This window comes from Cytobacillus spartinae, from assembly GCF_042865285.1.
GTDB classification, from domain to species: Bacteria; Bacillota; Bacilli; order Bacillales; family Cytobacillaceae; genus Robertmurraya_A; species Robertmurraya_A spartinae.
This window is the reverse complement of the sequence record NZ_JBIACK010000005.1, coordinates 150,519-173,110: the sequence shown is the minus strand read 5'-3', so window position 1 is coordinate 173,110 and position 22,592 is coordinate 150,519. Positions and strand designations below refer to the sequence as shown.

Annotated in this window: 18 protein-coding genes and 1 pseudogene; 7 read left to right on the top strand and 12 right to left on the bottom strand. The window is 37.6% G+C overall.

The features are described from left to right. Positions 1 to 8: 8 nt before the first annotated feature. Together ACFYKX_RS12725 and ACFYKX_RS12720 are read right to left on the bottom strand one after the other, a co-directional pair. Positions 9 to 1,529 carry a class I adenylate-forming enzyme family protein gene (locus ACFYKX_RS12725; RefSeq protein ID WP_389361423.1) on the bottom strand — a complete coding sequence of 507 codons (1,521 nt, stop codon included), beginning with the start codon at positions 1,527 to 1,529 and terminating at the stop codon, positions 9 to 11. A gap of 2 nt (positions 1,530 to 1,531) precedes the next feature. Continuing rightward, positions 1,532 to 1,921 (bottom strand): MerR family transcriptional regulator, encoded by a 390-nt coding sequence (locus ACFYKX_RS12720; RefSeq protein ID WP_389361519.1) that lies wholly within the window; start codon positions 1,919 to 1,921, stop codon positions 1,532 to 1,534. Positions 1,922 to 2,143: 222 nt separating this feature from the next. On the opposite strand from ACFYKX_RS12720, the gene ACFYKX_RS12715 reads away from it, so the two are divergent. Further along, the gene (locus ACFYKX_RS12715) at positions 2,144 to 2,470 is read left to right on the top strand and encodes a helix-turn-helix domain-containing protein (RefSeq protein WP_389361422.1); all 327 of its coding nucleotides are present in this window, start codon (positions 2,144 to 2,146) and stop codon (positions 2,468 to 2,470) included. A gap of 133 nt (positions 2,471 to 2,603) precedes the next feature. Here ACFYKX_RS12715 and ACFYKX_RS12710 read toward each other — a convergent pair whose 3' ends face one another. The 4 genes from ACFYKX_RS12710 to ACFYKX_RS12695 all read right to left on the bottom strand — a co-directional run bounded on the left by ACFYKX_RS12710 (position 2,604) and on the right by ACFYKX_RS12695 (position 8,182). After that, positions 2,604 to 2,753 carry an anti-repressor SinI family protein gene (locus ACFYKX_RS12710; protein WP_389361421.1) on the bottom strand — a complete coding sequence of 50 codons (150 nt, stop codon included), beginning with the start codon at positions 2,751 to 2,753 and terminating at the stop codon, positions 2,604 to 2,606. Positions 2,754 to 4,034: 1,281 nt separating this feature from the next. Next, a complete protein-coding gene (gene motB / locus ACFYKX_RS12705; RefSeq protein ID WP_389361420.1) occupies positions 4,035 to 4,808 on the bottom strand; it encodes a flagellar motor protein MotB in 774 nt (257 codons plus the stop codon). Further along, positions 4,801 to 5,595 carry a flagellar motor stator protein MotA gene (gene motA / locus ACFYKX_RS12700; protein ID WP_389361419.1) on the bottom strand — a complete coding sequence of 265 codons (795 nt, stop codon included), beginning with the start codon at positions 5,593 to 5,595 and terminating at the stop codon, positions 4,801 to 4,803. The genes motB and motA overlap by 8 nt, the downstream gene beginning before the upstream one ends. Positions 5,596 to 6,475: 880 nt before the next feature. Continuing rightward, positions 6,476 to 8,182 (bottom strand): methyl-accepting chemotaxis protein, encoded by a 1,707-nt coding sequence (locus tag ACFYKX_RS12695; protein ID WP_389361418.1) that lies wholly within the window; start codon positions 8,180 to 8,182, stop codon positions 6,476 to 6,478. Between the two features lie 176 nt (positions 8,183 to 8,358). Between ACFYKX_RS12695 and ACFYKX_RS12690 the strand changes: the two genes are divergently transcribed. Beyond that, complete coding sequence (locus ACFYKX_RS12690; protein ID WP_389361417.1) at positions 8,359 to 9,837, top strand: methyl-accepting chemotaxis protein; 1,479 nt, start codon at positions 8,359 to 8,361, stop codon at positions 9,835 to 9,837. 196 nt (positions 9,838 to 10,033) lie between these two features. Here ACFYKX_RS12690 and ACFYKX_RS12685 read toward each other — a convergent pair whose 3' ends face one another. Continuing rightward, the gene (locus tag ACFYKX_RS12685) at positions 10,034 to 10,408 is read right to left on the bottom strand and encodes a DnaJ family domain-containing protein (protein ID WP_389361416.1); all 375 of its coding nucleotides are present in this window, start codon (positions 10,406 to 10,408) and stop codon (positions 10,034 to 10,036) included. Between the two features lie 74 nt (positions 10,409 to 10,482). Further along, complete coding sequence (locus ACFYKX_RS12680; RefSeq protein ID WP_389361415.1) at positions 10,483 to 11,055, bottom strand: peroxiredoxin; 573 nt, start codon at positions 11,053 to 11,055, stop codon at positions 10,483 to 10,485. A 179-nt stretch (positions 11,056 to 11,234) separates the two neighbouring features. Between ACFYKX_RS12680 and ACFYKX_RS12675 the strand changes: the two genes are divergently transcribed. Next, positions 11,235 to 11,399: a hypothetical protein gene (locus ACFYKX_RS12675; RefSeq protein ID WP_389361414.1), complete on the top strand. Its 165-nt coding sequence runs from the start codon at positions 11,235 to 11,237 to the stop codon at positions 11,397 to 11,399. 197 nt (positions 11,400 to 11,596) lie between these two features. Here ACFYKX_RS12675 and hutH read toward each other — a convergent pair whose 3' ends face one another. From hutH to ACFYKX_RS12660, 3 genes and pseudogenes are all read right to left on the bottom strand, one after another. After that, on the bottom strand, positions 11,597 to 13,081 hold the full coding sequence (gene hutH / locus ACFYKX_RS12670) for a histidine ammonia-lyase (RefSeq protein ID WP_389361413.1): 1,485 nt from the start codon (positions 13,079 to 13,081) through the stop codon (positions 11,597 to 11,599). Positions 13,082 to 13,351: 270 nt separating this feature from the next. After that, a complete protein-coding gene (locus ACFYKX_RS12665) occupies positions 13,352 to 13,741 on the bottom strand; it encodes a GNAT family N-acetyltransferase (protein WP_389361518.1) in 390 nt (129 codons plus the stop codon). Positions 13,742 to 13,819: 78 nt separating this feature from the next. Beyond that, positions 13,820 to 14,230, bottom strand: a pseudogene (locus ACFYKX_RS12660) (NUDIX hydrolase); the annotation flags it as partial. A gap of 150 nt (positions 14,231 to 14,380) precedes the next feature. Between ACFYKX_RS12660 and ACFYKX_RS12655 the strand changes: the two are divergent. The 3 genes from ACFYKX_RS12655 (at position 14,381) to ACFYKX_RS12645 (ending at position 18,514) form a co-directional block, all read left to right on the top strand. Beyond that, complete coding sequence (locus ACFYKX_RS12655) at positions 14,381 to 16,465, top strand: DNA topoisomerase III (RefSeq protein ID WP_389361412.1); 2,085 nt, start codon at positions 14,381 to 14,383, stop codon at positions 16,463 to 16,465. 404 nt (positions 16,466 to 16,869) lie between these two features. Next, a complete protein-coding gene (locus ACFYKX_RS12650; RefSeq protein ID WP_389361411.1) occupies positions 16,870 to 17,175 on the top strand; it encodes a PadR family transcriptional regulator in 306 nt (101 codons plus the stop codon). 145 nt (positions 17,176 to 17,320) lie between these two features. Further along, positions 17,321 to 18,514: a chromate transporter gene (locus ACFYKX_RS12645; protein WP_389361410.1), complete on the top strand. Its 1,194-nt coding sequence runs from the start codon at positions 17,321 to 17,323 to the stop codon at positions 18,512 to 18,514. Between the two features lie 26 nt (positions 18,515 to 18,540). Here the strand turns inward: ACFYKX_RS12645 and ACFYKX_RS12640 are convergent, their stop codons facing one another. Then, complete coding sequence (locus tag ACFYKX_RS12640; RefSeq protein ID WP_389361409.1) at positions 18,541 to 21,120, bottom strand: sensor domain-containing diguanylate cyclase; 2,580 nt, start codon at positions 21,118 to 21,120, stop codon at positions 18,541 to 18,543. Between the two features lie 200 nt (positions 21,121 to 21,320). Here ACFYKX_RS12640 and ACFYKX_RS12635 point away from each other — a divergent pair, with 200 nt between their 5' ends. Beyond that, positions 21,321 to 22,553 (top strand): aminopeptidase, encoded by a 1,233-nt coding sequence (locus ACFYKX_RS12635; protein ID WP_389361408.1) that lies wholly within the window; start codon positions 21,321 to 21,323, stop codon positions 22,551 to 22,553. Positions 22,554 to 22,592 lie beyond the last annotated feature (39 nt).

Here is a 22,592-nt window from a genome sequence, read left to right as displayed (position 1 = left end):
TTCTCCTCCTATACGGACTGCTCTTCCTTTCTAAGCACCTGCTTTAAAATTTTCCCTGTCACATTTCGCGGCAATTCATTGATGACTTCATAAAGCTTAGGAACTTTATAGCTTGCTAGTTTCCCAAAAAGAAAGCCCTTACATTCTTCCTCAATGTTTTCTACAGGTTGAGAGAGGACAATAAATGCTTTTACGGTTTCACCCCATTCTGGATGAGGAACACCTACTACAGCCACTTCTCCAATACTTGGGTGGGTAGTAAGAAGCTCTTCTATTTCTTTTGGATAAATATTGACGCCTCCAGAAATGATCATATCTTTTTTACGATCCACTACCCATATATACCCGTCTTCATCGTATCTAGCCATATCGCCTGTATATAACCAACCATCTTTTAAAGCCTCAGACGTTTTTTCCTCGTCCTTATAGTAGCCCTTCATGATGCTCTCACCTTTAAGAACAATCTCCCCGACTTCTCCGGGCTCGACAGGTTGACCCTTGTCATTGAATATCGCAATCTCTGTGCCGAGAGCTGCTCTTTTTCCAATGCTCCCTGCTTTATGTTCGTGCTCTTCTGCTAACAATAACGTTCCACTTGGCCCAGCTTCAGTAAGACCATATACGCAATATAAACTGTTCGTTTTAAAGCGTTGTTTGACAAACCCAACCTCTTTTTGTCCCAGAGGGGCTCCGCCATACACCCAATACTGCACAGAAGATAAATCATAGTCTTCGAGATTTGGTTGTTTTGCTGTGAACAAATAGGCCACTGGCGCACCAAAGAAATGGGTCACTTTCTCCTCGCTTACAAGTTTTAATAGAAGCTCTGGCGTGAATGTTGGTGCGACAATATGTGTAGCGCCTACAAACGTTCCAGCTACTAAAAATAAATGAAGTGGAGCTGAGTGACTTAAAGGCATTAAGTGTAAGATTCTACTCTCAGGCTTCATTGTCATTTCCACTGCCATCATTACAGCAACGGTTAAGATGTTGCGATAAGTAAATACGACTCCTTTTGGGTTTCCTGTAGTCCCCGAAGTATAAAGCATCGTTGACTCATCATCTTCTTTCAGACTGCAAAGTACCTCCATATCTCTTCCAGAGTCAAGCAGCTCCTCAAAGCTTTCCCAGTGTTCTACTCTTTGTCCAGTTTTATAGAGAGCTAAGGTAGAATGCAATTCAGGTAAGTCTTTTACTTGGTCAAAAAGCCATTCATGAACAAACAAAGACTTAGCATCACTATGAGTAAGAATGTAGGATAGTTCACTAGCCGTTAATTTTGCATTAACAGGCACAATGATTCCTCCCACTCTTAAAACGGCAAAATACGTTACAATAAACTCTGGCGTATTCGGCATATATAAAACTACTTTATCACCTTTTCCAAACCCTTTTTCCAAAAGAGCATTAGCCAATTTATTTACACGACTGTTTAATTCCTTGTATGTTAATCTAACGCGGTCAGAAACAACTGCCTCCTGTAATGGATACTTCCTCGAATTCCGCGAAAGTAGTTCAGAAATATTCATCTTCATTTCCCCTTATTAGATAATTTCTTTTCAAACTCGTTTAATAACTCTTCCATCTCCTCTTTTAACAATAAAAGCTCCTCTATTCTCTCATTCACCTCCTTAATCTTTTCCTTCCCAAACTCGATTGTTTTCTCTAATTGAACTTTACCGGAACGATCTTTATCAAAAAGTTCAATCATCTCTTTGATTTCATCTAGATGAAAACCATACCGCTTTCCTCTAAAGATCAGTTTTAGTCGGGTATATTCCTTTTTCGAGTAGGTTCTTCTACCACTTTCTGTTCGTTCTGGTACTAAAAGTCCAAGCTCTTCATAATATCGAATGGTCCTTGTACTTACATTAAATTCCTTTGCTAAATCGGAAATTGAATAATTCACTACTACCACCATCATTATTGTAATTTTCTGATATTTATTGTACCATTTACGTTAACGTAAACTTCAAGATATATAAAAAAAGAGAAATATATCTTGATTTGATAACTATAATGATAGTATAGTTAACAATTATGTTAAAATTAGCATAACTCAATAATTAGGTGTTCTAAATATGGAACTATTTCTGCATTTTTGTTATGATAGAATATATTTAGATAAGGTGTGTGAGATTAGATGATCGGTGATCGTGTAAAAAAGCTCCGTCAAGAAAAGAAGATGTCCCTATCTGAGCTTGCTGAGAGAGCCGGGGTAGCAAAATCTTACTTGAGTTCTCTAGAAAGAAACTTACAAACTAATCCTTCTATTCAATTTCTTGAAAAAATCTCTGCTGTACTAAATGTGCCGGTAGACAATTTAATACACGAGCAACCTAATCAAGATGATCTAGATTCTGAATGGCTCAAAATTGTTAAAGAAGCCATGGATTCTGGCGTAACAAAGGATCAATTTCGTGAGTATTTAGAGTTCAATAAATGGCGTGTTAATCAAAACAACAAATAGAAACCTGTCGTTTACGATGACAGGTTTTTTCATTTCTAATTAAAAATGCTCAAAAAAAATAAAAGCATCTCTCAAAAGAACAATCATCCCTTAAGAAACACTAAATTGGTTACCTTTTTTTTGTTCTTCTATCTCAGGAATTCTCAGCTACTAACTCCCCTACTCCTCTACTGTTCAGAAATTCTCTAATCTCATCTTTCTCAATTCCTAGACTTTTTGCTTCTAAGATCAGCTGCATCCATTCAGAGTCAAGCCCCTCGATGTTTACTTTTACATTAATCACATTCTTCCCCCCAAATTACTATTTGCACCCCTACAGCTAATCGCCTTAGTCCAATGAACTCAACTTTCTAATACCTGAGACATTACTTCCAATTTAGGTTTGCTTTGTTTCTGAGCATCATGGCTCATTCTTTCCCATCCCCTACCCATATTTTACCTCTTTTTACAACGACAAAGTGTAATATTTTGTCAATTCCAACTATTTTGTGAACCCTTTTTTACTACGATTCTCGTCATGCTTCTACATAAATCTTTTTTATCAGTAAGATACTCCTATGTATATTAGGAATATTGAATCATAATGAATGATGATTCATTATAGATATAGTCTGTTCTTGTCGATAAATACTTTTCCTGCTTCCTTACGAATGGTACTTTAGTCATTGACATTTTTGGGGACATGCTTATAATACGACTTTAATTTTTTCTGTAAAGGCAATATATGAATTCGTTCAAATGTAATAGCATCAAAGAATGGATAATCTGTTAGGTCATTCCCGCATATCGGGCAGATCCACTCTCCAAATTCGCTACTGCTGTATGAAGGTCTATGGCACTTATCACAATTCTTTCTATACACGGGCATCACCTTTACTATTTATTCTTTGGGATAGTAAGAAATACTTAGAATCGTTCTTTTTACTCACTTGTTTTGTTCTATATAAAGAATTATATATAATATCATGCTCTTAATTAAACCTTGAAATCAGCCATTTTTTCTCTTTAACGAACAAAAAACACTGATATTCTTCCAAATCCTTTCTTTATCTTACGATTTCAATTTTTAAAAAGCACAATTCCGTTTCTTTTAGTGAACAACACCTAGCCATATAGCCTGTAGACTTATTTACCATCTATACTATGCTTAATATAAAAAAATCAGCCCATACTAAAGGACTGATTTTTTGTATATTTTAGACTATCTCTGGACGTCTAGAGATCAACCCAATTTTCTATATAACTTTAAATCTCTCAGACAAACATATGTCAATACGCATTTTTAAATATTATGTGAATATTATTTGTCTATTTTGTGACAAATAGCATATAATGGAAGCAATAATCGTTTTATGAAGGAGTGAATTCATATGACAGTGGTACATGTAATTAACTACACGTTTCCTATTGCTTTCATGCTTTTCTTTGGCTTTTTCATGGATCGTATGTGTAAACCCGAGCCAGCTAAGAAAGAAGTTAATGAGTAATCTTTAGAATCAATCACTTTCGGTGATTGTATTTTTTTGTGTATTTATAGGAATAAAAAAAGACTAGCTGCCAAAGCCTAGTCTGCTGTTCTTGGTAATATTAAGATTTCAACTCTTCGATTTTTCCCTCTTCCTTCAGCTGTATCATTTGAAGCAATTGGTTTAAATTCACCAAAGCCTTTTGCACTAAACCAACTAGGATCTAATTTATCGTTTTGAAGAGTAATCTTCATAAAGTTAATTGCTCTCATTACACTTAACTCCCAATTCGATTCAAACCGAGCATTTCTAATTGGTACGTTATCGGTATGACCACTAATAATGATATTTCTTGGTGGGTTCATAACGAGTAATTCTGATATTTCTTTTGCAATTTGTAGATCCTGCGTTCTAACCTCGTCGCTACCTGATTCAAACAGTACATTATCTCTAATCGAAACGAGCAGTCCTTCATCGGTTAACGAAGTTTCCAATTTGTCAGCTAAATTTTTCTTTTTTATATATGCATTTACTTTTGCTTGAATGGATTGAAGTTCTAGTTGATCAGCCTGTTGTGCCTTTTCAGCACCATCCGGTTCTGGAGTAGTTGGTTCTTTTTCTTTCTCCTGTTCATCCATTTCAGTTGCCCCTTCTTGAGGCATTGGACTAGGAAACTCCATTACTCCTGTTCCACCAGTAAAGACTTCATTAAATGCTTTGGACAAAGCTTGAAACTTTTGAGCATCTACAGAACTCATTGCAAATAGCACGATAAATAAGGCAAGAAGAAGAGTTAACAGGTCCGCATATGGAATAAGCCATGATTCGTCTACATGTTCCTCATGATGATGCTTTTTCCCGCGCTTACTCATCCTTCTTTTCCCCACTTTCTGCTAAGATTTTTTTCCGCTCTGCTGCAGGTAAATAGGAAGCTAATTTTTGCTCGATGACCCTAGGGGCTTCTCCTTCTAAAATAGATAAAATCCCTTCAATCATCATGTATTTAATTTTTGCTTCTTGTTTAGATTTTCTCTTTAACTTATTAGCAAATGGGTGCCACAATACATATCCAGTAAAGATCCCCAGTAGTGTCGCGATAAAAGCTGCACTAATGGCATGACCCAATCCTTCCGTATCATTCATATAACCTAATGCAGCTATTAAACCTACAACCGCACCAAGTACCCCTAAAGTTGGTGCATACGTACCCGCTTGAGTAAAAATAAGTGCACCCGCCTGATGTCTTTCTTCCATTGCCTCAATTTCTTCTGATAAAACATCACGAATATAATCCGCACTCTGCCCATCAACAGCGAGTGATAGTCCATTTTTCAAAAAATCATCTTCGATTTCATTTGTCTTTGCCTCAAGTGCTAATAAACCTTCTTTTCTAGCTAACTGAGCCCAATCGGAAAACATTTTAATTAGGTCAGGAGGATTCATAAATTTCTGCTCTTTAAAGATGATTCCAAATAACTTTGGTACTCTCTTAATCTCATTCGTTGGAAATGCAATCGTAACTGCCGCTACCGTTCCTAAAATAATGATTAAAATGGCTGCAGGGTTAACTAGAGCAGAGGGACTAACCCCTTTAAAGACCATCCCTACACCTACCGCAATAATCCCTAAAATCAAACCTATCAATGACGTTTTATCCATTATGTCCACCTGTCTTTTCTTACGGCTGTATTCGTAGATTTTTGTTTTGTACTACTTGTGAGCCTGGCCCATTATCTAGTTTTCATTTTAATGCCAATTAGTTATTATGTAACATGACAAATTACCTAATTTTAAGACTCTCATGTTATTTATTTCGACAATTTCCACTATCTCTTTAGGCGATCATCAAAGAATTTTAAGTTTTTTAGTAAAAAAAGCCCCCATTGTTCGCTTCTAAAAGGCAAAAGCAGCGCTCTTGGGGAGAGAGCACTGCTTTTCATTGTTCTATTCCTTTTAAAAATTGTAAGGGGGATTACTATTTTTAGATTGGGTTTAGTTTGTGAATTACTGAACAAGTTGATTATAACACTTGCGGTTTGTTATTGGTATGAAAAATTTGTGAATTATTTCACAATATTGATTGGAGGTTAACCTCGTGTAACTTTTAGTCAGTTTCTCTCAGTATAGAACTAGGTATTTTATTTTTGGTGCTCTATATTTCCAAATTCCTCTAAATATAAATCACTATATCTTCATTGTGGTGTTCTATAATTCACTTTTCTCCAGATATAAATTATGGTATCTTAATGTTAGTTTTCTATATTTCCAATCCCATGATTTATGCTGCAGTTCCCAACTGTTATGCGGTGTTTATCTAAAATTATGCGTCATTTCAACTATTTTCTGCGGCAAAAAACTGGGTTTATGCAGCAATTTTAAGCTTTATGCGGATTTGTATGTATTGGTATAAACTAGAGATTGGAAAATTGAACTCCTCTGCAATACCACGCTAACCACCTGACCTCTATCCACCTACTACCAAAGACTCTCTCCATAACAAAAAGAAGCCTAAAGATTATCTCTTCAGACTTCGCTCCACTTATAGCTTAAACTTGTCGACCTTAGTTTTTAACTCTCTTGATAATTGCTCAACATAATGAACATTTTCAACAATCTGCGAAACAGCTATTGATTGTTCGTTTGATGAAGAAGCAACTTCTTCCGTTACTGCCGTATTTTCTTCTATGACTGCAGATACTTGCTCAATTGCACTTAGGACGTTTTTCGAGTCTTCTTGGATTTTTGTAAAAATGTGTTCGATTTGTTTTGTGTCCAATCCGGTTTGTTCTACCTTTTCTACAATAATATGAAGTGCTTTTTCCCCTTTATCAATTAAGCCTTCTTGCTTTTTAACAGCATCTAAGTTTGTTTCCATCGTGTACACCGTTTCGGTAGTCTCCGTTTGGATATGACCAATTAGTTCAATAATTTTGTTTGAAGCTGATTGTGTTTGCTCTGCTAGTTTCCTTACCTCACTAGCAACGACTGCAAAGCCTTTGCCATTTTCACCTGCTCTTGCCGCTTCAATCGCTGCATTTAAAGCAAGGAGGTTCGTTTGATTCGCAATATCTGATATGACCGTAATAATTTCTCCTACTTCATCAGAGCGTTTCGCCAAACTTTGAACCACTTCAGTTGCAGAGCTAACGGTTTTAACCAATTCATGAAGCTGACCGGTTGCCTGCTGCATCGCTTCCATTCCCTCTGCAGCTGCCTTTGATGAGATTTCAGCGTTTTGTACCGTCTTATCTATTTGTTGTTCACCATTTTTCAATAGAGATATCGTATTGTTCATCATTCCAAGAATATCATTTACTTCTTCAGACTGCTTGTTAATTCCAGCTGCAGCCTCCCCCATCGATTGTGAGATTTGTGAAGATGCATCACTAGTAGTTTTAACATTCCCAGACAACTCAACCGTTGTCCTCGTCATATGTAATGTGGTTGTATTAATATCAGAAATAAGTTGTTTCAATTCTGATGCCATATCTCTAAATGTGTTAGACAGTACACCAATTTCATCTTTCCTAGTTGTATCCACGATTACATTTAAATCCCCAGCTGAGATTTTCTTCGCTTGACTCGTTAGCTTTATTAAAGGGTTAGTCAATACTCTTGAGAATACATATATAACCCCAATGCTTATTAATAAAAACACGATCGTCATAATAAGCATATTTCGTTTGTTTGATTCTAATAGATTATAAATTTCTGTTGCATTATAATCTACTCCTACTACACCAATTACTTTACCCGCTTCATCTTTAATAGGTAAGTAGGTTGATAATAAGGCACCATATTCATCAGAGGTTAACTCTCCTCCACTGACTTTTCCTGTATTAAAGGCCTGTACCATTTTAACGTACTCAGAAGCTTCTTCTTCCACATCTCCTAGTCCTGATGCGTCCTCACTATCTAATGGCATTCCATCCACGACATAAAAATATTCTCCATCAATCTTAGCCATGGTATATATGTATTCGAGTCCATTTGCTTCTCTGATCTCATTTAACTTCACTCGAAGTTCTTTATAATACTCATTTTCTTGTTGATCAACCACTAAGGTATTAAATTCTGATACATCAATATTTTTAAGCGCGTATTCTCCTATCATTGTTGCCTGCTTATCTAGAGACTCAATTACGAGTTTAGTAGATGATGAGTACACAATGTACCCGATTAGTCCTCCCATAATCATAATCAAAAGTGAAAAGACTACTATCATTTTGGTTTTTATACTTTTCATCGTTGCTCCCCTATTTCTCGCTACTAAATTTTGGAATAAAGAAATTATAAGCCAATTTTCGCTAATAAAATAGTCCTATTTTCTACATTTTTTGATAAAATAAAATGAACACTTATTCACATACAGGACAAAATGCCGATATAGTAGTTAAAAATGAGATTAGGGGGAGATTTGTAGTGGAGTCTATTCAAACACTTAGGCGGAGCGATACGCGCAAGAAAAATACGTTAATGCTATCAACGTTTTCAGTATCACTCATTGCAGCGGCTGCATTTACGATTTTAAATGGGGATGAATTACTAAAAACAATCTTTTACTTAAGTGAGTTATTTTTGTTTATAGCCTTTTATTTTATCTTTCAAGTAGCTCTAAAGAAAGAAACTATCTTTCCTTATGCATCTATACTGATGATTTTTTCTTTTACCTATATTAATCTAGCAATTTACGGTGGGTCTGGTACGATGATGATGGTCGTTCTATTTCTCGCGATCTTCTCTGCTATTCATTTTGATTTAAAACTATTTTCAATGGGATACTTAATAGGCTTAGCCGCGTTTATATTAAATAAAACAACTGCGCCTGAATCAGAACAATTCTTAAATGAAGTGTTTTCTGCTGCGTTGTTAGTATACATATTGACTGGTATCGTTCTTTTCGTCTTAATTAAACTAAATGGAGAACAGTTCAAAAATCTTGAGAACTTCTTAGCCGCTTCTGAAAAAGAACAGGAAAGAAAAGAAGCTCATAGCCAACTTCTACAAACTGAAGTTGGGATTATTACGGATAGCCTTAATAAAATTAACGAGCAAATCCAAAATCATTTAACCTCTCAAGGGGAAATGAAAACAGCCGTATCTGAAATTTCTGCTGGTAGTCAAATTCAAACCGAACAGATTAACCATATTGCTGAGAATGCTGAATCTACGAAATCAAAAATGGATGAAATGTCACAACTATCGATTGCTCTTTCGGAAGAAACTACTTCAGCTGCGAATGCATCTCGAAGTGGTGCTGCTAAAGTCGAAGATCTACAAAAAGATATGCATGAGTTAGCGAGTTCCATCAGTGATTTAAGCGAAACCTTCTCTAGCTTAACGAGAAAAATTGAAGAGACAAACGGATTTATCGTAAACATCCAAAACATTACGGAGCAGACAAATTTATTAGCATTGAATGCTTCCATTGAAGCTGCACGCGCTGGGGAAGCTGGCAAAGGATTCTCTGTTGTTGCTGAGGAAATTCGTAAGCTTGCGGAAATTACAAGAGAGACCGCTGTTCAAATTACTGAGAACCTATCTGATGTTAACGCTACAAACTCATCAGCTTTTAGTAAAATGAATGCGAGTAGTGCTAAATTCCAGGAAAGCCTTCAAGCAGTTGATGATGTATCAGGTATTTTTAATCAAGTAGGTACTACCTTGAAGAATTTAGACAGCCAGTTTAATAAGTTTAAAGACTCTGTACTGAATGTAAAAGCTGATTCTACTGAGGTTGAGGCGGCTACGAAGGAACTTGCAGCGGTTATTCAAGAAGCGACTGCTGGATTAGAGGAAATGAACGCAACCATTGAAACACTGAACGAAGACCAAGCGAAGATTGCTCAATATGTTCATGAAACGGCAGCTTCTGCTGAAAAAATCAAGAGCATGGAATAAACGTATAAAAACGAAGTCTAGGACACAGCCTTGACTTCGTTTTTTTATTAAAGGCTGTTTTCGAATAGTTTGTTGCTATTGTTATATGGTCTCATGATAGGGTTCCATACTACTTCGTGGCACCTTTTTTTTCTAATTTGAAGAAAACAGCACCAATGCAGGTTCAAAGTACTTAAAAAGCAACGAATTTTCCTTATTAAAATAACTTTTTATTTATTTTTTCCTCGTAATTTCTAAACATAGCCGAGTTCGTTTTTCCACGTCTTTTTTCCATCATGCTGTTAAACCGAAGTAGCTTCTCGTTTAATTTCTTTTGAAGCTCCTGACGTTCTTCACTGTTTTCACAGCATTTTATTAAATCCTCAATCGTCATAATTTCTTGTTTTAGACTGTCTTGCTCAGGAGAAAAACCAGCATTTCTCATCACTCGATAGGCCATACGCAACTCTTCCGGTACATGGGACAAATCATCTGGCTTTAATGGTTTTCCGAACCCAGGGAGGTTTTTGAATTCACCGTTCTCATATGCTCTCTTGATACGATCTTCTGAAATGATTGTTGAAAAATCCATACGCTCCCCCTCCCTTTCTATCTATTATATCCTCATTTCATATTAAGTACGAAATGTTTGGGCATTCCATTGCATTACTGACCCGGAACCCAATTAGCTGGTACCCCTTCACCTGTTTGCTGATTATGTTGAAAAGCTTGAAGGAGTCGTACATGCTCATGTAAATTCCGACCTATCTCTTTTGGATACACTAGTTTTGCCGATATCACTTGTTCGGGGTCCACAAACACTGATGCTCGAAAAGAAGCACCCGTTGTATCATCTAACACTCGATACGCTATACTAATTTCATGTGTTCGATCACTAACAAGTGGATACGTAATATTTTTCAAGGAGGGTGATGATTCTTTAAACGTCTTATGTGCGTACACACTGTCTGTGCTTATTGCAAGTAGGTGACAATTTAAAGCCTGTAAATAAGGATGAATAGCAGCGACCGCTGCCAATTCCGTATGTCAAACGAATGTAAAATCACTGGGAAAAAAAAATAATAATACCCATTTGCCTTTAAAGTCATCTAGATTGATCTTTGTAATTTGACCATTATGGAAAGCACTCGCAGAAAAAAGTGGTGCTTGATCATCTCTTGTCGCACAAAAAACTTGAGATGTTTCCGTAAAATCCTTTGCATATAAATTGCCGCTCAACTGATTCCCCTCCTTTTATTTTTTCTCACTATGTTATTCATATGCCTCAATATGAATGAACTGTCCTATTTTTTTATTTGGGTCCTGATTAGAACCGAAAACAACCAAGATTCTTCATGCCTTGTACATAGAAGTGACCAATTCGGAAAGACTAATGTTGTAGAAAGGAGAGTGGAAATATGAGCCGTGGAGTAGGTTTTAACCATAAAAGAAAAGGTCATCCAGGAAACTTTCCTGAAAATACAATCGTTGAAAAGAAACAAAAAGAGCGTATTGAAGATGAAGAGTTGCTTGTAACCCAGCAAGCCTTCAAAAATCGAGTACAAACCAAAGAAATGGATTAGAAAATATAAAAAAGAATGACAAACTTCTGATTTTGTCATTCTTTTTGGCTTATTTTTAACTAGTGTGAAGCAGATATCAATCAAATTTTGAAATTTATCTAACAAAATTCAATATATATGCACGAATTCGGGCAACATATGCACGATTTTTCAGTCTTTATCGATTATTCGACAAAACCCGGTGTTACCCAACTTAACTAAACCCAACTGTACCTTAACCATTCTGATACGCGTTCAATATCTTTTGAAAACTGCCGATCCTTCGCAATGGTAGGAACAACCCTCCTTGCCTCATCAAAGTATTTACGCGTTGACGATGCCATTTTATCTACCCCTCTAAACTCAACAGCCTGTAGAGCACAGATTAGTTCAATCGCTAATACATGGTTTACATTTTTAATGATGTCGTATGCATGCCTTGCAGCAATCGTCCCCATGCTCACATGATCCTCTTGATTTCCGGACGACGGGATGCTATCCACACTCGCCGGGTGAGCTAACGTCTTATTTTCCGAAACGAGAGAAGCGGCACAGTATTGTAGAATCATCGCTCCGGATTGAAGACCGGGCTCTGGACTTAAAAATGGCGGAAGATCACTCAATTGAGGATTGACAAGCCTTTCAATTCTTCGTTCAGAGATATTGGCTAACTCAGCAATCGCAATTTTCATAAAATCCATCGCAAGGGCTATCGGTTGACCATGAAAGTTACCGCCAGAAATCACTTTCTCTCCGTCATCAAAAATTAACGGATTATCCGTTGCCGCATTGATTTCGATCTCGAGTTTTTCTTTTACATAATCCAGTGCCTGTAAGGAAGCACCATGAACCTGCGGGATACACCTGATGGAATAGGCATCCTGGACTCGCAGTTCGCCTTGTTTTGTAATCAGATGACTATCAGCTAGGTAATCTCTAATTCTTCTGGCCACATCAATTTGTTGTACATATCCCCTAGCTAAGTGAATATCTTCATCAAACGCGTCAATAATTCCCCTCAACCCTTCTATCGTAAGTGAAGCAATCCACTCACTTTGGTATGCGATGCGCTCTGCCTCTAAGTAGTCAATGACCCCCATCGCTGTCATCGCTTGAGTCCCGTTAATTAACGCTAACCCTTCTTTCGCTTCAAGAGTAAGAGGACTAATCCCTTCTTTGCTTAATGCATCGTTTGCAGAGCAAATCTCTCCTTTGTAAAACACTTCCCCTTCTCCCACTAACACAAGTGCCAAATGTGACAGCGGCGCTAAGTCCCCACTTGCCCCTAATGAACCTTGTTGGGGGACAACAGGATGAATTTCGTTATTGATAAGTTCTATTAAACGCTCAATTAACACAGGTCTAACACCCGAAAAACCTTTTGCTAACGCATTGGCTCTTAGTAAAAGCATGGCTCTAGAAACCGTTTCAGGAAAAGGATCTCCTACTCCACACGCATGAGACCTAATAAGATTCAGTTGCAAATCCTTTACATCGCCTTGGTCAATCAATACATCGCTAAACTTGCCAAACCCTGTATTGATCCCGTAAACCACCTTTTTATCAGCCACAATCCTTTTTACTGCTTCATGACTTTTTTCCACCTTTTGAGTACTTTCACTAGCCATTCCTACTTTTTCTTTATGGAAAACTACTCTTCGTACTTCTTCTAGCGTTAACGAATGTCCGGTTAAAACAACCATTGCCTTGCCTCCCTACCATATTAGTGAAATAAAGAAAAAGGCTGCTTCCTAACAACAGTTAGAAAACAGCCTTTTAAAAACATCTATTTGACGAGCTTGTATGCTTCTTTTCATAATTATCATCCTATTTTTTTTCTTAATATATGTTTCATTTAATTAATCTGTCAATCTAATATATATGAAGCGAAATCAATATTTAACATCAAATTTTTCAAACGTGTACCCAAGCAAAAGATTTAAGTGAAAGAGACAGGCTTTGTTCGCCTGTCTCTATTTACGAAACTGAGTAAGGACAAGACCGTGTCCCACTTCTATATCTCGAACTTTTTCAAAGCCCAACTTCAAATAAAGGGTCACTGCAGGTGTATTTTTCGCACCAGTACATACAACCATTCCTTGAGATGGAATATGTTCCTCAACATGGCCAATTAATTTTCGAGCAATCCCTTTTCGGAAATGATTGGGGTCCACCATCACCCGATGAATATCAATCTCGTTATCTTCTAGTTTATAGGAAAGAGCCCCTACGATTTCTCCCCCCTCATAATAACCAATAAACGTTTCCCCACAGTCCATCAACTCTTGTAAACTCTCCTTAAGGGGCGGAATCTCATATGTACCAATATATTCAGCTTCCACCTTATAAGATTCCTTTTGCATGGTTAATACTCGTTCCGCTGTCTTTGAGTCTGTTATATCCATTTCTACCATTGTTGATAGATCCATATATTCATTTAGTTTTTCCAAGATCAGCCTTGCTCTCCCTTCTAATTCCGGAAAGTCATGGAAGGCGAAAAACTGTAAATCTAGCCCTTCGTCGTCCCGAATTTGCAAGTTCCCATCCCATTCTTCCGCTACAAAGAGGGCAATCACATTGTAAACTTGGTCACCATTCGGGTATTGAAAATAGTAATCTTCCCCCGATAAAACATCTAATTTTCTTAGTTTTTTTACGGTCAAACCGGTTTCTTCGAATAACTCCCGCTGAGCGACCTCTTCAAATGTCTCTCCTAATTCCATTCCCCCGCCCGGCAGTCCCCAATTTTGGGTATCCTTTCGGAGCTGTAATAAAACTTCCTTTTTCTCATTAAAAACCAATATTGTTGAACCTGGTGAGAAAATAGGATTACTCCCTACGAAACTTCTCATCTCTTTTATATAATTTTTCACAAAACGACCTCCCCAATGATTTAATCATAATTCCTATTTGGAAAAATTTACAGTTTTATTTACGTGATTACCATTCATCCTAGAATTCCGTTATACTAATGAAAGCAAACTGAAATCAAAGGAGAAATTATGAAATCACTTGTACTTGCGGAAAAACCGAGCGTGGCACGTGAAATTGCACGCGTTCTTGGTTGTACCCAATCTCATAAAAGCTATATTGAAGGAAATCAATATATCGTAACATGGGCTCTCGGCCACTTAGTTGAGTTAAAAATGCCTGAGCAATATGATAAAAATTTTCAAACATGGAGACTCGAGGATCTTCCGATTGTTCCTGAACGAATGGGACTCCAGGTAATCAGACAAACGAGTCATCAGTTTAAAGCAATCGACTCGCTTGCAAAACGGAAAGACATTAAAGAATGCATCATCGCAACCGATGCTGGTCGTGAAGGGGAGCTTGTCGCTAGATGGATTTTAGAAAAAGTTCACTGGAAAAAGCCGATCCAACGATTATGGATCTCTTCACACACGGACCGTGCGATTCGGGATGGATTCAAGAAGTTAAAGCCTGGAAAAGACTACGAAGCTCTCTATGCTTCAGCCGTTTGTCGAGCAGAAGCCGACTGGCTCATTGGGTTAAATGTGACGAGAGCGTTAACGACGAAATACAATGATCCATTATCAGCAGGAAGAGTCCAAACTCCTACCCTATCGATGATTATGGAAAGTGAAAAAGTCATCCAAACGTTCGTCCCTAAAGAATATTGGACGATTAAAGCTGACATTGGGCCTTTAAAGGCTGATTGGGAACAAAATGGGGAGAAGCGTACATTTCATTCAGAAACAGCAAATCGTGTTGTTTCCAAAGTGAAGGACCAAAAGGCAACCGTTGCTAGTGTTACCCGAAAAGAAAAAAGTGAGCAACAACCATTGCCATACGATTTAACTGAGCTTCAACGGGATGCAAACAAACGCTTTGGATTTTCTGCAAAAAAGACATCCTCTGTTCTGCAAAAATTATATGAGCAGCATAAGCTTGTTACCTACCCAAGAACCGATTCTCGTTATCTAACGAATGACATGGAAGCAACAATGTTAGACCGACTACAAGCGATTAGTTCTGGGTATAGGGATGAGGTTAAACCGTTAATCGCCAATAGAGGGAAGGTACTGGCTAAACGCGTTTTTAATAACGAAAAAGTCACCGACCACCATGCAATTATCCCAACTGAACAACGGTTAAACCTTAGCGACCTTTCTACAGATGAAAGGAAATTATATGACCTTATCGTAAGGCGTTTCTTAGTGATTTTTTATCCTCCTTATAAATATGAGGTTGTTCATGCTGAACTAGATGTAAACGGGGAAACATTTGTTGCAAGAGAAACTGTCACGTTAGATGCTGGGTTCAAAGCGCTATCAAAAGGAGAAGAAGAGCAGCAGCAAAGCCTTGCTTCTATTCAAAAAGGACAATCTTTTTCTGTTAAAAGTGTTAGCTCAGAAAAGAAATTGACTGAGCCGCCGCTTCGTTATTCTGAAGCAGATATCCTTTCTCAAATGGAGAAGTACGGACTCGGTACTCCTGCAACAAGAGCTGATATCATTGAAAGAATTTTAGAAACGGAAGTCGTTGAACGACAGAACGGTAGACTCTACCCTACTGCCAAAGGTAAGCAATTAATCGAACTCGTAAATGATGAGCTGAAATCTCCTGAGTTAACTGCAAAATGGGAGAAGGAACTTGAACAAATCTCACGTGGAAAAAGTGATCCGAAAGCATTTTTACGAAACATTCGATCGTTAACTGGTCAGCTAATCTCTGAAATTAAGAAGAGTGATAAAAAGTTTAGAGCCCACAACTTAACTGGCTCAAAATGTCCTGAATGTGGAGAGTTCCTAAAAGAGCGTAAAACAAAAGAAGGTAAGGTTCTTGTTTGTTCGAATCTTGAGTGTAACTACCGTAAGCGCAAAGATCCGAAACTATCTAATCGTCGCTGTCCGCAGTGCCGTAAAAAGATGGAAATGCATAACGGGAAGGCCGGACTCTATTTCCAATGCCGCCCTTGTAATGTCGTGGAGAAAGCTGAAGAACGGAAGAAAGCCGTTAACAAACGCGAAGAACGCAAGCTTGTACAGAAGTATACGAAAGATGATGATTTTGGAACAAGCTTAGGTGATTTATTGAAAGCAGCAATGGACAAAAAAGATTGATTTTTGTTGAAGCCAAGCCTCTTTTTAGTGAGGGTTGGCTTTTCTATTTTACCGTAGTTAGTTTGAGCTAATGTTAGTGACAATTTTGATTGGTTTTTTGCTAAAACGGGTACTAAAACACCTTTTTCGTTCCCATGTTCTTTAAGCTCAATCTGGTACTAAGCTACTTTATTAGTACATACTTTTCGTACTGCAAGTTATTTTTTTGCACTAAGACACCCTATTAGTACCTTCTTTGCATGACTTTTAATAGAAATCGGCATCAACACTTTTTTCTAAAACGTTAAGAATATGTAAATGTTTCTTCTCTACTTGGAAAACACTATGTATGCATGTTATATTTTTAATATCGGTTTCCGATATCAATATACGATATCGACATTCTAAAATATGGAGGTGAAAGTTTGGAAGAGAAAGTTTTACGAAAGCTTTTTCTTGGTTTTATACACATACATGTTTTACATCATGCAAAGGATCATCCTATTTACGGTTCATGGATGCTCGAGGAACTGAGAGAGCATGGATATACGATTAGTGCTGGGACTCTCTATCCGATTCTTCACTCTATGGAATCAGATGGATTGCTTGCAAAAGAAGAAAAAAATGTAGGCGGAAAAATAAGAAAATACTATACGACTACCGAAAGAGGGAACGTTATTTTGGTGGAAGCACGAAAAAAAGCCTACGAACTTTTTAAAGAAATAAAATAATTAGGCTGTTTTCTTCAGATCCGTCCTTTTTATAATCGAAAATGTTATTTTTTCTTCGAAATTCACACATTTATAATCGAATTTTTCAATTTATCGATTATTCGACAAAACACACTCACACATCAACCATAAAGAAGGTGATCTAATGGAACAAAACAACACAAAAGGAGGCTTTAAGTCTCTTCTAGAAATTCTACTTGTATCTACTAGGCTTGGATTCACATCATTTGGTGGACCAGTCGCGCATCTAGGTTATTTCCATACTGAATACATTCGCAGAAGGAAATGGATGGATGAAAAAAGTTATGCTGATTTAGTGGCGTTGTGTCAGTTCTTGCCTGGACCAGCTAGCAGCCAAGTCGGAATCGGAATTGGTGTCATGCGTGCAGGTGTCCTCGGTGGAATTGTCTCCTTTTTAGGTTTTACCCTTCCATCGGTTATTGCCCTTATATTATTTGCACTTATACTTCAAGGTCTTAATATTGGCGATGCCGGTTGGATTCATGGGTTAAAGGTCGTTGCTGTCGCAGTCGTAGCACATGCCATTATTGGAATGGCCGAAAAGCTTACGCCAGACCTAAAAAGAAAGGCGCTCGCTTTATTTGCATTAGTGGTCACTCTTTTGTGGCAAACCGCCTTTACTCAAGTTGGAGTTATTTTAGTATCAGCTTTTATCGGTTACCTCTTATACAAACAACATAAAGAGGAAAACCAAGCGGAAGTACATTTCCCAATTTCTCGCCGTTTTGCGGTATTGTGTTTAGGTTTATTTTTCGGACTACTTTTTCTATTACCATTTTTGAGAGAAGCTACTTCTTTAAGCTGGGTTGCGATGTTTGATAGCTTTTACCGGTCAGGATCACTCGTATTTGGTGGGGGCCACGTTGTGTTACCATTACTAGAACGTGAATTTGTTCCGACTGGTTGGTTAAGTGAGGAAGCATTTTTAGCAGGTTATGGAGCAGCACAAGCGGTTCCTGGTCCCCTGTTTACATTTGCAGCGTACCTTGGAGCGGTAATGAACGGTTGGCAAGGTGGACTATTAGCAACGGTCGCGATTTTCTTACCAGCATTTTTACTCGTTTATGGTACGCTACCTTTCTGGAATAGCTTGCGTCGAAATCCAAAAATTAAAGGGGCCTTAATGGGAGTAAATGCAGCTGTTGTTGGAATCTTAATTTCTGCTTTTTATCAGCCTATCTTCACTACTTCCATCTTAGCACCTATCGATTTCGCTTTCGCTGCAGTACTATTTAGCATGCTCGTGTATTGGAAGCTGCCACCATGGATCGTGGTATTAACAGGAGCAATCGGTGGTTGGCTACTCACATTACTATAATAACGAAGAAGTCAGCAGAGGACTGCTTATGAAACAACAGTCCCTTGCTGACTTCTTTTTACTTGGTTTCTTCCAGAATTTTTAGCGTCATATAAAGCGGCATCTGCAAGTTCGATTAACTGTTTGGGTTCTTGATGGTCATTTGGAATGACAGTAGCTAAACCAACACTAATAGTAACAATAGGCTTAACGGTGGAATTGATATTTGGTATCTCTAGCGTCTCTATTTTAGCTCTTATTGTTTCGGCAATAAAATACGCCCCATCCTCGTCTGTTTGAGGGAGAATAATGGAAAACTCTTCTCCTCCATATCGAGCTACAAAGTCCCCAGCTCTATATGTCGATGTTTTTAATGCTGCTGCAACCATTTTTAAACACTCATCACCTTGTTTATGTCCATACGTATCGTTGTAAACTTTAAATTTGTCGATATCTAACATGATGAGCGAGAGTGGCTTCCCGTCTCTTGCTGCTCGTTTCCATTCCTTCTCAAGCGTTTCATCATAAAAACGCCGGTTAGGAATTCCTGTTAGTCCATCAAGCTTCGAAAGTTCTTCTAACATCTGATTGGCACGCATTAGTTTTGCTTCAGCGTTCTTTTGTTCCGTAATATCACGAATAATCCCCAGTATAGCAGGCTCACCGTCATAATCAATGAGCGCTACCCCTACCTCTGTATGAACAATTCTCCCATCTTTTTTGACAAACCTTAACTCTACGGTTGAAGAGTTTGTTCTATCATTTTGAAAGGCGAGCGTCATATAGTAGGCAGCTTTAGGTTTATCCTCCTCATGAAGAAAGTGATAAAAGCTCTTCCCCATAATCTCTTCTTTAGTATTCGCCCCTATTAGAGCTACTGCTCGGTCATTTACAAATTCAATTCGATGTCGACTATGCACAAAAACGACTTCAGGGTATAGCTTTATTAAGCTCTTGTAACGCTTTTCACTTTGACTCAGTTGATGTTCCGCTATTTTTTGCTTCGTTACATCAAGTGCAATCCCAATTGATCCCACTACCGTCCCATTTCTTTTTATTGGTGCCGTAATAATGTTTAGATGGACAATTTCACCTTTTTGATGGATCAATCTAACATTGATGTTATCTGGCTCCCCGCTATTAACTTTTTCAAAACCTTTCATTACCTTTTCAAGATCGCGCTTATGAATTAATGTCAGAAATGAAGTACCTATTAAATCAGCCTTTTTGTAACCGGAAATATCCTCCGCGGTTTTATTCACACTTATAAAATGACCATTAAGATCAATCATAAAGCTAGCGCCTTGATTATTCTCAAAAAGAGATTTATAGCGTTGCTCACTGTCCTCTAGCATTCTCTTCATTTCCACCTCATCCGTTATATCACGGAAGATGGAAGCAAAGAGTACAGGTTCTTGATTATCTTGTCCTATTGAAATAATTTGAGTTCTCTGGATAAAAACCTCACCATTCTTTTTACGGTTATAAAGCTCCCCTTCCCAGAAGCCATTTTTATGAACTTCTGACCAAAGTTCTATATAAAAATTGTCATCATGATGATCAGATTTTAGTATTCTAGGATTTTCCCCCTTAATTTCCTCAAAGGAGTAACCTGTTATTTTCTCAAATGCAGGATTGACATGAACGATTTCACCCTTAATATCTGTTACAAGCACTCCATCTAACGAGTGATCAAGAACATTTTTGGCTAGCATTAAGTCTTTAGACTTTCTATTTATTTCTGTTATATCACGTATATTTGCTAGTACATATCTATTATTTTCTGATTGTATTAGAGTCGCTCGCACCTCGACCTCAAGAACCTTTCCGTCCTTACATTTGTACCTTCTCTCACCTAAGAAGTGCTTATTATTATTTAGTACGATACTAATGTTTTCTTCCACAGATGTTAAATCATGTAATATAAATTCGTTGAGAGGGAGATTAACCATCTCCTCCTCAGAATAACCAAGCATCCTACAAAACTGTTGACTTGCCTCTATGACCTTTTTAGTGTCCGGGTTAAACGCATAGATTCCCTCGGTTGATTGCTTTACCATTAACCGATACTTGGATTCGCTTTCTGACAGGCGATCCTGAAGCTCTTTGCTGTCATATAGTTTTTTAGATAGCTGTTTTCTAATATTCTCAGTTAGTCTAGCTTCCGAAATGGTAATAATGGAAAAAAACAAGTAAAAACCCCCGAAAAAGAAGAAATCGGTTGACTCCCAATCTGTAAAATACATTTTCCCATTGATAGAAGTAAAATAATAGAAAAGGGATAAGCCACCAATAATTGCAAACAGAATGTTTTTCCAATCCCTATATACCATACTGATGATCCCTGGTAGCAAAAGAAATAATAAGTTCACATAATCAATTACATGTAAATTCAACGTAAATAAAACGGTTAGAATAGTGAAAGTGGTCATATACTTAATCCACTTCAGAAATAATTTATAGTATACAAGAAACGAAAGAATGAGTAATGGCGGGATTGATACTACTATTATTTCCTTTGTAACTTCTATCTCACTGAACATAAAATTATTCATAACGGTAATTCCGACAAATATCCATAGGAGTATGATTACTAGGTAGTTTTGCTTTTGTACTTCTGTATTCATCGCAGTTCCCCCTAATTTAACAGTATTTAACTGCTATAGTAAATTGTAGCATGTAAAAGAGCGATATTTCGACTAAATTCGCACAATCTTAAGAACGATATAAGGCATTTAAGTTTAAACAGCTTAGGTTAATAAGTTTCTTTTTCCAGATGAAAACGCTAAAATAAAAATAAGTTTTACTAAGGGGGTTTTTTATACATATGAGCAATTTTCAAAAAAACTTAGAAAAATATGCAGAGCTTGCTGTTAAAGTCGGCGTAAATATTCAAGAGGGTCAAACACTTGTCATTAACACGACTCTAGAGTCTGCAGAGTTTGTACGTTTGGTAGTTAAAAAAGCATATGAAGTTGGAGCATTAAACGTAGTTGTGAACTGGACTGACGATGTTGTTACTCGTGCAAAATATGACCTAGCTCCAAGTGAAGCATTCAATGAATATCCACAATGGAGAGCAAAAGAGATGGAAGAGTTAGCAGAGAACGGTGCTGCTTTCATGTCTGTGCTATCTTCTAGCCCAGACCTATTAAAAGGTGTAGACCCTGAAAGAATTAGCTCATTCCAAAAAGCTACTGGTCAAGCACTAAAAAATTACCGTAAATTTGTTCAGTCAGATAAAGTTAGCTGGACAGTCATTGCTACACCATCTCAAGCGTGGGCTGACATGGTGTTTCCAGATGCACCAGCTAATGAGCGCGTAGAACTGTTATGGGATGCGATTTTTAAAGCAACTCGTTCTGACCTTGAAAACCCTGTTGATGCATGGAAAGCGCATGATCAATCACTTCATGAAAAAGTAGATTATTTAAATGGAAAGCGTTATAAAAAGCTACATTACACAGCTCCTGGAACAGACCTTACGATAGAGCTTCCTGAAAACCACATCTGGGTTGGCGCTGGTAGTGTAAACGAAAAAGGCAACGAGTTCATGGCAAATATGCCAACTGAGGAAGTGTTTACGGTTCCTTATAGAACGGGTGTAAACGGTACTGTTTCTAGCACGAAGCCTTTAAGCTACGGTGGAAACATTATTGATAACTTTACACTTACGTTTGAAAATGGCCGAATCGTTGGTGTGAAGGCAGAGCAAGGAGAAGAAATTCTTAAGCGCCTTGTTGATACTGACGAAGGTTCTCACTACTTAGGAGAAGTTGCATTAGTACCTTTCAACTCACCTATTTCACAGTCAAATGTACTTTTTTACAACACATTGTTTGACGAGAACGCTTCAAACCACTTAGCGATCGGTAGCGCTTATGCATTCTGTATTGAGGGTGGTAAGTCTATGTCTAGTGAAGAGCTTAAAGAAAACGGTCTAAACGAAAGCTTAACACACGTGGACTTTATGATTGGTTCAGATAAAATGGACATCGATGGAATTACAGCAGACGGCACAACAGAACCTGTATTCCGTAATGGGGACTGGGCGTTTTAATTACGTAAGATCATGCTTTAAGGCATGATCTTTTTTATG